Source organism: Saccharothrix sp. ALI-22-I, from assembly GCF_001984175.1.
Classification (GTDB): domain Bacteria; phylum Actinomycetota; class Actinomycetes; order Mycobacteriales; family Pseudonocardiaceae; genus Actinosynnema.
The window spans coordinates 1,036,053-1,049,181 of sequence record NZ_MTQP01000069.1 but is presented as its reverse complement, the minus strand read 5'-3'; the positions used below and the strand labels follow the sequence as shown (position 1 = coordinate 1,049,181).

8 protein-coding genes are annotated in these 13,129 nt (G+C 68.6%); 4 read left to right on the top strand and 4 right to left on the bottom strand.

Annotated elements, in window-relative coordinates; all coding sequences use genetic code 11:
* Positions 1 to 354: 354 nt before the first annotated feature.
* From ALI22I_RS46845 to ALI22I_RS46835, 3 genes are all read left to right on the top strand, one after another.
* Positions 355 to 1,791, top strand: a complete 1,437-nt coding sequence (locus ALI22I_RS46845; RefSeq protein ID WP_083752519.1) for an arabinofuranosidase catalytic domain-containing protein — start codon at positions 355 to 357, stop codon at positions 1,789 to 1,791.
* A gap of 77 nt (positions 1,792 to 1,868) precedes the next feature.
* On the top strand, positions 1,869 to 2,993 hold the full coding sequence (locus ALI22I_RS46840) for a ricin-type beta-trefoil lectin domain protein (RefSeq protein WP_077011948.1): 1,125 nt from the start codon (positions 1,869 to 1,871) through the stop codon (positions 2,991 to 2,993).
* A 220-nt stretch (positions 2,994 to 3,213) separates the two neighbouring features.
* Positions 3,214 to 3,969, top strand: a complete 756-nt coding sequence (locus tag ALI22I_RS46835) for a GH12 family glycosyl hydrolase domain-containing protein (protein WP_202971212.1) — start codon at positions 3,214 to 3,216, stop codon at positions 3,967 to 3,969.
* A 53-nt stretch (positions 3,970 to 4,022) separates the two neighbouring features.
* On the opposite strand, the gene ALI22I_RS46830 is transcribed toward ALI22I_RS46835, so the two are convergent.
* The 4 genes from ALI22I_RS46830 to ALI22I_RS46815 form a co-directional block, all read right to left on the bottom strand.
* Positions 4,023 to 5,540 carry a glycoside hydrolase family 43 protein gene (locus ALI22I_RS46830; RefSeq protein ID WP_077011947.1) on the bottom strand — a complete coding sequence of 506 codons (1,518 nt, stop codon included), beginning with the start codon at positions 5,538 to 5,540 and terminating at the stop codon, positions 4,023 to 4,025.
* 106 nt (positions 5,541 to 5,646) lie between these two features.
* Positions 5,647 to 7,758 (bottom strand): family 43 glycosylhydrolase, encoded by a 2,112-nt coding sequence (locus tag ALI22I_RS46825; protein ID WP_077011946.1) that lies wholly within the window; start codon positions 7,756 to 7,758, stop codon positions 5,647 to 5,649.
* A gap of 101 nt (positions 7,759 to 7,859) precedes the next feature.
* Positions 7,860 to 9,395: a non-reducing end alpha-L-arabinofuranosidase family hydrolase gene (locus ALI22I_RS46820; protein WP_083752518.1), complete on the bottom strand. Its 1,536-nt coding sequence runs from the start codon at positions 9,393 to 9,395 to the stop codon at positions 7,860 to 7,862.
* 78 nt (positions 9,396 to 9,473) lie between these two features.
* Positions 9,474 to 10,913, bottom strand: coding sequence for an endo-1,4-beta-xylanase (locus ALI22I_RS46815; protein ID WP_077011945.1), 1,440 nt, complete (start codon positions 10,911 to 10,913; stop codon positions 9,474 to 9,476).
* 449 nt (positions 10,914 to 11,362) lie between these two features.
* Here ALI22I_RS46815 and ALI22I_RS46810 point away from each other — a divergent pair, with 449 nt between their 5' ends.
* Positions 11,363 to 13,009: a glycoside hydrolase family 27 protein gene (locus tag ALI22I_RS46810; RefSeq protein ID WP_077011944.1), complete on the top strand. Its 1,647-nt coding sequence runs from the start codon at positions 11,363 to 11,365 to the stop codon at positions 13,007 to 13,009.
* Positions 13,010 to 13,129: the final 120 nt, after the last annotated feature.

Genomic DNA, 13,129 nt, shown 5'->3' with positions numbered 1-13,129 from the left:
GCCCGGCCCCCCGCACCGCGGCAATCGGCGCGCCGACCCACCGGCAGACGCCAGACGAGGGGCCTGGCCGCCGGTTTCGAGAAGGTGTGACCGCGGGAGCCCGCGTCGGAACCGTTGCTTTAGCCCTGTTTTAGCACTTACCGTCGTCTTTTGATCGAACCGGTTCGAAAACCCTGCACTGCTGATCCGTTCGCCCATTCCGCGTACTCGGCGCGCCCGTGTTCGCGACCGTCGCCGCTCTCCCTGCCCTCCCACATCGTCGTAGGAGTAGAAATGCAGCCTTTACCCGTTTCCCCAGCGGGTTCTGTGACGCGTTGGTGGCGCTCGCCGGCGGCGGTGCGCGCGCGTGTCGTGATGGCACTGGCCCTGTTGCCCGCGGCGGTGTTGACGTGGTCCGCACCGGTGACCGCATTGGCGGCCGGCACGGGGCCGTGTGACATCTACGCTTCGGGTGGTACGCCCTGCGTGGCCGCGCACAGCACGACGCGGGCGCTCTACGGCTCGTACGCCGGCAATCTCTACCAGGTCAGACGTTCGTCGGACAACACCACGAGGGACATCGGTCTGCTGGCCGCGGGCGGTACCGCCAACGCGGCGACCCAGGACTCGTTCTGCGCCGGCACCACCTGCGTGATCACGGTGGTCTACGACCAGTCCGGCCGGGGCAACGACCTGTGGTACCAGGGATCGGCGGTGGTTCCGGGGTCGCCCCAGAGCAGGCCCGCGGTCGCGACCTCCGAGTCGCTGGCGGTCGGCGGCAGCAAGGCCTACTCGCTCTACATCAACCCCGGCAACAGCTACTGGCGCGACGGCCACCTGACGGGCGTGCCGACCGGCGCCGCGCCGGAAGGCATGTACATGGTGACCAGCGGCACGCACGTCAACAGCGGCTGCTGCTTCGACTACGGCAACAGCGAGACGACCCGGAAAGCCGACGCGGCCGGCGCGATGGACGCGATCAACTTCAGCACGCAGTGCTGGTTCGGCGGGTGCTCCGGAACCGGTCCCTGGGTCCAGGCGGATCTGGAATGGGGCCTCTTCCCCGGCGGCAGCCAGTCGTGGAACCCGAACCAGCGCGCGTTCACCAGCAAGTTCGTCACCGCGATGTTGAAGAACAACGGAACCACGCGGTTCGCGCTCAAGGGCAGCGACGCGCAGGTCGGCAACCTGACCACGCTGTGGGACGGCGCGCTGCCCAACGGGTACAGCCCGATGAAGAAGCAGGGCGCCATCATCCTGGGCAGCGGCGGTGACTGCTGCAAGCCCGACGGCGGCGCGAACCTCAGCGCGGGGACCTTCTACGAGGGCGCGATGGTCGCGGGCTACCCGTCCGACGCGACCGAGAACGCGGTGCAGGCCAACATCATCGCGGCCGGGTACACCACCGGTGGCAGCACCACCCCGGGCGGCGCGGTGCGCGCGGTGGGCGCGGGCAAGTGCCTCGACGTGCCGAACGGGACGGCGGGCACGCAGGCCCGGATCTGGGACTGCCAGGGCGGCGCGAACCAGACCTGGACCCGCACGTCGTCGGGCCAGTTGGCGGTGTCCGCCGGCTCCGCCCAGATGTGCCTCGACGCCTACGGCCAAGGAACCACCGCGGGCACGAGGGCGGTCCTCTGGTCGTGCAACGGCCAGGCCAACCAGCGCTGGAACGTCAACGCCAACGGCACGATCACCGGCGCCCAGTCCGGCCTGTGCCTGGACGTGTCCGGGGCGTCCACGGCCAACGGGGCGCAGGTGCAGCTGTGGACCTGTAACGGCGGCACCAACCAGCAGTGGGGCGTCAGCTGATCCCCACCACCATCGGTTCCGACTCGACAGCTGCCCGGCACGTCGTGCCGGGCAGCTGTTCAACCCGAGGAGCACACGTGCGACAACGCCTCAGCAGACTTGCCGCCGGTGCCGCGGCACTGATCACCACGGCACTGGTCACCGCCGCGCTGCTGCCCGCCGGTCCCGCCGCCGCGGAATCCAACGGCGGCGTGCGGGTCATGCCGTTGGGCGACTCCATCACCGAGGGGACGCAGGTGCCCGGTGGTTACCGGATCGGGCTGTGGCAGCGGTTCGGGTCCGGCAACTACCGGGTGGACTTCGTCGGCTCGCAGTTCAACGGACCCGCCTCGCTCGGGGACCACGACCACCAGGGCCACCCGGGTTGGCGCATCGACCAGATCGACGCGAACGTCGTCACCTGGCTCCGGAACACGACCCCGCGCACGGTGCTGCTGCACATCGGCACCAACGACATCCTCCAGAACCGCGATGTCCCGAACGCGCCCGCCCGCCTGTCGGCGCTCATCGACCGCATCACCGCGACCGTGCCGAACGCCGACGTGTTCGTCGCGACCATCATCCCGCTGTCCAACCCCGGGCAGGAGTCCGCCGTCCGGACCTTCAACGCCGCGATCCCCGGCATCGTGCAGAGCAAGGTCAACGCGGGCAAGCGCGTGCGCCTGGTGGACATGCACGCCGCGTTGACGACGGCCGACCTGATCGACGGCGTCCACCCCACCGCCACCGGTTACGACAAGATGGCCGCGACCTGGTACAACGCGCTGCGCGCCGTGCCCGGGAGCATCGGGGACCCGGTCGCCTCGCAAGGCAGGCAGGTCGTCGGCGTGCCCTCGGGCCGCTGCCTCGACGTGCCGGGTACGTCGACCGCCAACGGTACGCAGCTGCAGCTGTGGGACTGCCACGGCCAGTCCAACCAGTCGTGGACGCACAACTCCGGCAGGCAGTTGGTCGTCTACGGCACCAAGTGCCTGGACGCCTACGGCCGGGGGACGGCCAACGGCACGCAGGTGGTGATCTGGGACTGCCACGGCGACACCAACCAGCAGTGGAACGTGAACGCCAACGGCACGATCACCAACGTGCAGTCCGGCCTGTGCCTGGACGCGCACAACCTCGGCACCGCCAATGGCACGAAGTTGGTCCTGTGGTCCTGCACCGGGCAGCCCAACCAGCAGTGGATCCAGCGCACCCCGGCCTGACCGCGAGACCGGGCAAGCGTCCACCGGGTATTTCGACGGCGGTTCGAAGAATCGCGGATTCCGGTGGGCGCTTACCCGGAGGTATTCGACAGGAATCGACCAGAGGGTTCGCAATTCGATTCGAAATTCGACTGTCATTCGATATTGACAGTCGTGAAAAGCGGTGCGTAGCGTTTTGTGCGCGTTGACCGCCGAATTTCGGAGAGAAAGGTGGACCTTCGTGCTCAAGAGCTTCATGGTAGCCGTGCTGGCCGCTGCCGCACTGGCCCTGCCGACGACCGGCACCGCGCAGGCGGCCGGCAGTTGCGAAGACTTCTACTCGATCACCATGGGCAAGTACTGGGTCAACAACAACGTGTGGGGCCAGGACTCGGGCCAGGGATGGCAGTGCGTGTGGGACGTGTCGTCCGGCGGCTCGATCTCGTGGGGCACGAGTTGGGACTGGAGCGGTGGGCCGAGTCAGGTGAAGTCCTACGCCAGTTCGGTGCTCGGCTGGCACTGGGGCAACAAGCTGTCGGGCACCGGCCTGCCGGTCCGGTTGTCGGACAACCGGTCGGTGAACACGGGTGCGAGCTACACGGTCCGGCAGAACACGGCGAACGTCATGAACGTCGCCTATGACCTGTGGCTGCACCCGATGTCGAACCCCGGCACCACCAACCCGTCCGACGAGATCATGATCTGGACCTACCGCGCCGGTGGCGCCGGGCCGGTCGGCACGCGGCAGGCCACCGTGTCGATCGCCGGCACCAACTGGGACCTGTACCGGGGCAACATCGGCTGGGAGGTCTACTCGTTCGTCCGGACGAGCAACACCAACTCGGCCGCGTTCAACCTGCGCGACTTCACGTCGCACCTGGTCAACCGGGGTTGGTTGAGCAACCAGAAGTACCTGACCAGCGTGCAGCACGGCACGGAGGTCTTCAGCGGGAACGGGCAGTTGGACGTGCACTCGTACTACGCCAACGTGGGCTGACCACCCGACGCGGCGCGGCGGTTCCTGTGCCGCCGCGCCGCCACCGCGTCCGGTCACGCCGGGACGTCGGCGCCCCGCTCCCGGTACTCGAACCAGTCGAAGGACGCGCTGCCCTCGGTGGTGTACATGCCGATCACCCGGCCGGTGAAGCCGACGGCGACCTCGGTGGACAGGTAACGCCCGTCCAGCTCGGCCAGCAGGTCGGTGCCGAGGTGGAAGGCGATGGTATCGGGCCCCGTGGCGGCCGTGCCGAGCGCGATGTCGTGCGCACCCGTCGCCGAAGGCGGCAGCAGGTCGTCGGTCCGGGTCGTCACCGCGAGCACGACCGGGCCGGGTGGCACCGCACGCCGCGCCACGGCGTGCCGCAGCGGACCGATGCGCGCGATGACCTCCACCTGCCCGTCGCACACCTCCAGGTCGTAGTGGTGCGCCTCGTCGAGGCGCACGGACACCCCGGCACGCCCCGAGCCGGGATCGAGCCGCACTTCCACGCGGCACTCGGGGTGCTGCTGCCGCCGCCCGACGAAGGTGCACCCGGAGGCGTCCAGCGTCGATCCGGTCGCGTGCAGGGTGAGCCACCCCGGGCGTTCCGCCAGCGACCAGGAGGTGTCCGGCCGGCTGCGCGGCGAGATCCACTCGGGGCCGAGCGCCGGCGCGTCGAAGTCGTCCCGCGCGGGCTGGGGCTCCCAGGGGTGCCACGCGCGTGGCGCCTCCGCACGGAGTTCCACGGTGCCGATGCGCGGCCAGCCGTCGACCCACTCGACCGGGACCAGGAACGTCTCCCTGCCCAGGACGTGGAAGCCGGGGGTGAAGCCGCGGGGGCGGGTCGCCAGCAGCACCATCCACCAGTCCCCGTCCGGAGTGGTCACCAGGTCGGCGTGCCCGGTGCTCTGGACGGGGTGGTCGGTGCCGCGGTGGGTCAGGATCGGGTTGACCGGCGCGGGTTCGAATGGGCCGCGTGGCGAGCGGGCCCGTGCCATCGCCACCGTGTGGCCGCGCTCGGTACCGCCCTCGGCGATCATGAGGTACCACCAGTCGCCGATGCGGTACAGGTGCGGAGCCTCCGGCCACTGCAGGCCGGTGCCGGACCAGATCTTCCACGGTCCGTCGAGGACCTTGCCCGCCTCGGGGTCGATGCGGGCCACCCCGACCCCGTGGAAGGCGGCCCAGCAGTTGCCCTCGTCGTCCCAGGCCAGGTCGGGGTCGATCCCCGGCAGGTCGATCCAGACCGGGTCCGACCACGGGCCTTCCGGCCGCTCGGCGGTGACGATGAAGTTGCCGCCGGAGGAGACGTTCGTGGTGATCATCCAGAAACGGCCGTCGTGGTGGCGGATGGTCGGCGCGTAGATGCCCCGTGAGGCGGGTGCCTCCGGTGGCAGCGGCAGTTGCTCCGGCCGGTCCAGGACGTTGCCGATCTGCCGCCAGTGCACCAGGTCGCGACTGTGGAAGATCGGCACGCCGGGGAAGTACTCGAAGCTGGAGCAGACGAGGTAGTAGTCCTCGCCGACTCGGCACACGCTCGGGTCGGGGTGGAAACCCCCGATGACCGGGTTGTCGTAGAACCGCGGCAAACCCGCCTCCTGTGAGTGGGATCGAAGGTGGACGGCCGAGGGACGGGCCGTCGCTCGTGACCACTGCGGCCATGAGCGACGGCCCGTCCCTCGTCCTGGTCGGGTATCAGGGTGTGGTGAGGTCGAACTTGCCCACGGTGACGGAGCCGCCCAGGGCCTGGGTGGCGTGGTTGAAGATGCCGAAGCGGTAGCCCATGAAGAACTGCCAGGTGTTGTTGAGCGTGAACGATGGTCCGAGCGAGGTGAAGTTCGTGCCGTCGGTGCTGTAGGAGAAGCGGGCTTGCCGGTTCGAGCCGGGTTGGATGTCGGCGTTGATCCGCAGCCAGATCCGGCCGCCGCTGATGCCCGCGCTCGCGGCCTCGGTACCGGTGCTCGTGGTGCGCCAACTGCTGTCCATGGCCAGACCGGTGGTCATCACGACCCGGGACTGGCCGTTCTCGCGTTTGACGCCGATCCACGCCGACGATTGGCGGAGCATCGCCAGGCCCGACCGGTCACCGTCCCGCATGGTGCTGTAGTCGAGCTCGATCGTGGCGGTGGAGGTGGGGCCTTGGATGCGGTGGGTCAAGGTGTTGCGGGCGGCGTAGAGGTCGTTGGTGACCGTGGCCGTCTGCAACCTCAGCCCGTTGTTCACCGAGTACTTGGAGGTGTCCGGGTCGTGGTTCCACTCCCACTGCGGACCGAGGGCGGTGCCCGCGAAGGTGTCGGTCCCGGTGAGGGGTTTCACCGGCCGCGTCGGCAGCGGCGAGGGGTAGTTCACGCCCCACCTGCCGTTGACGGTCTGCAAGGTCGGCCAGCCGTCGGCGGTCCAGGTGATCGGTGCGAGCGCGGGCACCCGGCCACCGGGGTAGGCGTCCACGAAGGACATGTAGTGCCAGTCGCCGTTCTGGGTCTGCACCAGACCGCCCTGGTGCGGCACGCCACCGCCGGAGATCGGGCCCGGCAGGTCGAGCAGGACCTGGCGCATCGTGTAGGGCCCGAACGGGTTGTCGGCCTTGAGGACGTACTGCCCGTTGGCCGGTCGGGTCAACCAGATGTAGTAGCTGCCGTTGCGCTTGTAGAACCGTGCGCCTTCCAGGGTGCCGACGTTCGACGGCGTCTGGAACACCTGCTGCGCCCGCACCTGGCTGCGGCCGTCGGGCGACAGCTGGGCGACGCTGATCGTTCCGTTGCCGTAGGCGACGTACATCGTGTCGTTGTCGTCGATCAGCATGCCCGCGTCGTAGTAGCAGTTGTCGAGCTGGGCGTGCCGGCTCCACTGCCCGTCGACGCTGGTCGCGGTGTAGATGTAGGTGTCGTTGAAGTCGATGCAACCGGCCCAGTAGTAGGTGCGGTTGCTCGCCCGGTACTGCAACGTCGACGCCCAGATGCCGTTGACGTAGGCCCGTTGCCCGTTGGTCAGGTCGTACTTGGTGCCGAAGTCCAGGGACGGCACCGAGTGGCCGGCGAACTCCCAGTTCACCAGGTCGTAGGACCGCAGGATCGGCGCGCCGGGGGAGTAGTGCATCGTGGACGCGGTCATGTAGTACGCGTCACCGACCCGGATGACCTCGACGTCGGCGAAGTCCTGCCACACCACCGGGTTGGTGTACTGCCCGCCCGGCGCTTGTGTCGTCGTCGTGGTCGTGGGGTTGCCGCCACCGACGCGGACGAGTTGCCACTGTTGGTTGGCGCCGCCCCAGTCGCTGTACTGGACGACGTTGGCGCCGTCGGCCGTGGAGGAGCCCTGGACCTCGACGGCCTTGCCGCTGTTGCGGTTGATCAGGCGGACGTGTCCGTTGTCGGAGTCGGCGAGCCGGAACTGCTGGTTGGTGCCGTTGCCGTCGGCCCACTGCACGATGCTCGCACCGTCGGCGGTGGAGAAGTTGTGGACGTCGAGGACCTTGCCGGAGTGGCGCGACTTGAGTCGGTAGTAGCCGCCGCCGGAGTCGACGAACTGCCACTGCTGGTTGTTGCCGTCGTTGCGGGCCCACTGGGTGATGCGGCCGCCGTCGCTGGTGGAGAGGTTGTAGACGTCCAGTGCTTTACCGCTGTTGCGGTTGACCAACACGTACCAGGCGTTGGTGTCCACGGTCGCCGCCGACGCGGGTGCCATGCCGAGCGCTACCACGACGCCGCCGAGCAGGACGGTGATGACCGCGGTCGCGACACCGGCCAGACCCCGGTGTCTGCGGACCCGTGGAACTGAGGTGGGTGGGTGTTGGCCTGCCCCTGCCATGGGTGTGCTCCTCTTCTTCGAAGGGATGGCGAAAGGCGGGGGACCGGTGAGGTCCCCCGCCCCGCGGCGGCGGTGCCGGATCAGCCGACCTCGTCAGGCGGTCAGCGTTGCAGGGTCAGCACGCCCGGTCGGTAGGGCAGCAGGCCGTAGTCCACGCCGTTGGAGCGGGGGTCGCGGCCTTGGTAGAGGAGCTGCAGGTTGCAGGGGTCGATGGTCTTGGTCTGGTCGGCGTTGGTGCGGATCAGGTCGCCGTGACTGATGTCGTTGGTCCAGGTGGCGCCGCTGTTGGCCTTGCCCGCGAAGGGGTTGCTCTCGGTCGCGGCCTGCGGCGTCCAGGAACCGTTGAGGCTGCTGGAGGTGAACGAGCGGAAGTAACGCCCGTTCGCCCCGATCGCCTCGACGATCATCAGGTACTGGTTCTGGTCCTTGACCTTGTAGACCTCGACCGCCTCGAACAGGTTGTTCGTCGTGTCGCTCATGATCGTCGTGTAGGACGAGCCGAAGCTGCCCGGGAAGTTCCCGAGCGGCATGACCTGGCGGTAGATCTTGCCGTTGTCACCGGCGAAGAACAGGTACATGTTCTGGCCGTCGCCGATGAGCGTCTGGTCGATGGGTCCCGTGCCGGAGCCGGTGATGCTGGCCGTGGAGAGCACCTGCTGCGCCGACCACCCGTTCGGGTTGGTGGGGTCGGTCGACGTCCGGTAGCTGAACGCGGTCCCGCCCCACTGGTACGCGAGCACCCAGATGTTCTTCGGGGCGAAGTAGAGCAGCGTGGGCGCGACGGTGCCGGTGTTCATGGCCTGCTGGGGTGCCGAGGCCATGTCGGACCAGTTGCTGAAGAGCCCGAAGTTCATCGAACCCCAGCTCGTCCCGAAGTCGTGCGTGGTCCCGTAGACCAGGTGCTTGCCGTTGTAGGGCACGTAGGTGAAGTCCTTGAGCGAGACCCAGCCCGACCTCGGGTTCGCCAGCGCCCCGGTGGAAGTCCACCGGTAGCTCGACGGAAGTGAGCACCCGCCGGGGTTCGAGGACGTCGTGGTGGTGGGGTTCGTCCCGCCGCCGACGCGGACGAACTGCCATTGCTGGTTGGCGCCGCCCCAGTCGCTGTACTGGACGATGTTGCCGCCGTCGTTGGTGGCCGCGCCCTGGACTTCGAGAGCCTTGTTGCTGTTGCGGTTGATCAGGCGGACGTAGCCGCTGTCGGAGTCGGCGAGGCGGAACTGCTGGTTGGTGCCGTTGGCGTCGGCCCACTGCACGATGGCGGCGCCGTCGGCGGTGGAGAAGTTGGCGACGTCGAGGACCTTGCCGGAGTGGCGGGACTTGACGCGGTAGTAACCACCGCCGGAGTCCACGAACTGCCATTGCTGCTGGTTGCCGTCGTTGCGGGTCCACTGGGTGATGCGCGCGCCGTCGTTCGTGGCGAGGTTGTAGACGTCCAACGCCTTGCCGCTGTTGCGGTTGACCAACACGTACCACGCGTTGGTGTCAACGGTCGCCGCCGACGCGGGTGTCGCGCCGAGCGCCACTACGAGACCGCCGAGCAGCACCGTGACGACCGCGACGGCGACACCGGCCAGGCGGCCGCGGTGTCTGCGGACTCGCGGAACTGTGATGGGTGGGTGTTGGCTTGACTCGGCCATGGGTGTGCTCCTCTTCGTCGAGGGGATGGCGAAAGGCGGGGACTGGGAGGTCCCCCGCCGTGCGGCGGCGGTGCTGGATCAGCCGACCCGGACGAGCTGCCACTGTTGGTTGGCGCCGCCCCAGTCGCTGTACTGGACGACGTTGGCGCCGTCGGCCGTGGAGGAGCCCTGGACCTCGACGGCCTTGCCGCTGTTGCGGTTGATCAGCCGGAAGTAGCCGCCCGATTCGACCGCGCGGAATTGCTGGTTGGTCCCACCGTGGTCGGTCCACTGCTGGATCGCGGCGCCGTCGGCGGTCGACGAGTTGGGCACGTCGAGGACTTTGCCGGAGTGACGTGACTTGACGCGGTAGTAGCCGTCGCCGGAGCCGGCGAACTGCCATTGCTGGTTGGCGCCGTCGTTGCGGGACCATTGGGTGATGCGGCCGCCGTCGTTGGTGGCGAGGTTGTAGAGGTCCAGCGCCTTGCCGCTGTTGCGGTTCACCACCACGTACCACGCGTTCGTGTCGATGACCCCGGGCTGGGGCTGGGGAGTGCCCCCGTTCAGGGCGTTGAGGGTGGAGGTGTAGGCGGGCTTCTTGTTGCCCGAGCCGTCGAACAGCAGCGGGGTGCCCGAGGCACGCCACGAGTCGGTGTCGCGGATGCCCCACACGGTGATGCCGGTGCAGCGCGCCACCGCGAGGCAGGCCTTGACCACGCGTTCGTAGTTGGCCGCCTGCGCGGAGCCGGAGCCCTCGATGTCGAGTTCGGTGATCTGGACGTCGACGCCGAGGTTGGCGAAGTTCTGCAGGGTGGTCTGGTAGTTGCCCGGCACCGGGGACTGGGGGTTGAAGTGGGACTGGAGGCCGACGCAGTCGATGGGCACGCCGCGCTGCTTGAAGTCCTGGACCAGCCGGTAGACGGCCTGGGTCTTGGCGTGGGTCCAGTCGTCGGTGTTGTAGTCGTTGTAGCAGAGCTTCGCGCCGGGGTCGGCGGCGCGTGCGGCGCGGAACGCGGCCTCGATCCAGTCGTTGCCGGTGCGCTGGAGGTTGGAGTCGCGGCGCGCGCCGGAACTGCCGTCCTGGAACGCCTCGTTCACCACGTCCCAGGCGTAGATCTTGCCGGCGTAGTAGCCGGCCACCCGCGTGACGTGGTTGAGCATCGCCGAGCGCAGCGCGGAGCCGGACATGTTCTGCATCCAGCCGGGCTGCTGGGAGTGCCAGGCCAGGGTGTGGCCGCGGACCCGCTTGCCCTGGGAGCGGGCCAGGTTGACGATGCGGTCGGCGTTGCCGAAGGTGAACTGGTTCTGGTTCGGCTCGGTCGCGTCGATCTTCATCTCGTTCTCGGCCGTGACCATGTCGAACTCGCGCTGGAGGAGTCCGGCGTAGGTCGAGTCACCGAGCCTGCCCGCGGCTACGGCCGTGCCGAAGTAGCGACCCGACTCGGCCGCCGCGGTGGCCAATGTCGTACCCGCCGCCTGGGCCAAGCCGGTGAACGCCACCGTCAGCGTGGTGGCGATCAGTCCTACGACGAGCAGCAACGCCGTTGTTCTCGGCTGACGCGAGGGCGTCGGCCGAATGACCGCTCGTATCGAATGTTCCATCACATGTCCTTCGGATCGAACAGCAGGGTGTTAGCGTTAACATCCACCTTGGAAAGCCTCCTCGTGGAGGAGGCGCATTTGGGCGCGGCAATCACGGCACGCGCGGCGGTCGTGCTCATCTGACTGTGACCGATGGCACACCATGGGTCAAGACATTACGCAACTGTTTCGTACAGGTAGGCTCGGCTAAAGTTGGTTGGACATTCTTTAGCAGCCGATAAGTGCTGTTCGGTGCCCTCGGGCAGGGCAACTTCGGAGACCGCTGTTCCTTCGTGCTAAAAGTTAGCGCTCACATTTAGCTTTGACCGCGTTCTAGAACTCATAGTTTCATTGGCGGGGCAGCCCCGTACGTCACCGCCTGCCCCGGTCGAAGTGAAGGGACGACGATGTCCACTGGAACACGCGGACGACTCCTGCACCTCGCCACCGCAGTCGTCGCGGCGCTGGGCCTGTTCACCGCGGCGCCCACCTCGCCCGCGGCCCAGGCCGCGCCGGGCAGTCCCGCGCTCACCCCGCCACTGGGCTGGAACAGCTGGAACAGCTTCGGCTGCGGCATCACCGAGGCACAGGTCCGCCAGGCCACCGACGCGATGGTGAACTCGGGGATGCGCGACGCGGGCTACCAGTACGTCGTCGTGGACGACTGCTGGTTCGACCCGCAGCGCGACGCCCAGGGCAACCTGCGCGCCCACCCGACCAAGTTCCCCAGCGGCATGAAGGCGCTCGGCGACTACATCCACGCCCGCGGCCTGAAGTTCGGCATCTACCAGGCGCCCAACGAGAAGACCTGCGCCCAGGGCGTCGGCACCCACCCCGGCTCCACCGGCAGCAAGGGCCACGAGGTCCAGGACGCCCGGTCGTTCGCGTCGTGGGGAGTGGACTACCTGAAGTACGACTGGTGCTCCGGTGCCGGCACCCGTGACGAGCAGGTCGCCCGGTTCACGATCATGCGCGACGCCCTACGCGCCACCGGCCGCCCGATCGTGTACAGCATCAACTCCAACAGCTTCCACGCGCCCACCGGTGACAAGTACAACTGGGGCGAGATCGCCGACCTGTGGCGCACCACCGAGGACCTGCTGGACATCTGGCAGAACGGCAACACCAACAGCTACCCCATGGGCGTTGGCAACGTCCTGGACATCACCGCCCCGCTCGCCGCCCAGGCCGGACCCGGGCATTGGAACGACCCCGACATGCTCGTCGTGGGCCGCCCCGGGCTGAGCCTGACCGAGTCCCGGGCGCACTTCGCGCTGTGGGCGCTGATGGCCGCGCCGCTGATGGCGGGCAACGACATCCGCACCATGTCCGCCGACGTCAGCGCGATCCTGCGCAACCCGCGACTGCTGGCCGTGAACCAGGACCGGCTCGGCGCGGGCGGCAGGCGGGTGCGCGACGACGGCAACACCGAGGTCTTCGCCAAGCCCCTGTCCGACGGCTCGGTCGCGGTCGGTCTGTTCAACCGGGGCAGCGGCACCGCCACGGTGTCCACCACCGCCGCCCAGATCGGCCTGTCGGGTGGGTCGTTCTCCCTCACCGACCTGTGGACCGGAGGCACGTCCACCACCTCCGGCGCGATCTCGGCGAGCGTGCCCGCGCACGGCGTGGCCGCGTTCCGAGTCTCCGGCGGCAGCCCGATCGCCGCCACCACCTCCCGGCTGCGCGGCGTCGGCTCCAACCGGTGCGTCGACATCGAGAACGCCTCCACCGCCGCCGGCGCGGCCGCGCTGCTCCAGGACTGCCACACCGCTGCGGCCCAGCAGTGGACGAGCTGGGCGGGCGGCGAGATCAGGGTGTTCGGCGACAAGTGCCTTGACGCCTACAACCAGGGCACCACCAACGGCACCCGCGTGATCACCTGGTCGTGCAACGGACAGGACAACCAGAAGTGGACCCTCGGCTCGGACGGGTCCATCCGCAACACCCGTGCCGGTCTGTGCCTTGACGCCGACCAGGCCGGCACCGCCAACGGGACCCGGCTGATCCTGTGGACCTGCAACGGCCAGAACAACCAGAAGTGGAGCCGTGCCTGACGATCGCCCTGAGCGGCGCGCTCACCGTCCGGTACTGCGCACTCCGCGGCACCCGGTCCCGGACTCCGGTCCCCTCGCACGCAAAGCCTCGCGAGGGGACCGGAGTCCAGCCCGCGCCGA

Excerpts from the sequence above, each read along its gene's own strand:
- ALI22I_RS46845 (WP_083752519.1), top strand. The coding sequence starts at position 355 with ATGGCACTGGCCCTGTTGCCCGCGGCGGTGTTGACGTGGTCCGCACCG.
- ALI22I_RS46825 (WP_077011946.1), bottom strand. The coding sequence starts at position 7,758 with ATGGCAGGGGCAGGCCAACACCCACCCACCTCAGTTCCACGGGTCCGC.
- ALI22I_RS46820 (WP_083752518.1), bottom strand. The coding sequence starts at position 9,395 with ATGGCCGAGTCAAGCCAACACCCACCCATCACAGTTCCGCGAGTCCGC.
- ALI22I_RS46810 (WP_077011944.1), top strand. The coding sequence starts at position 11,363 with ATGTCCACTGGAACACGCGGACGACTCCTGCACCTCGCCACCGCAGTC.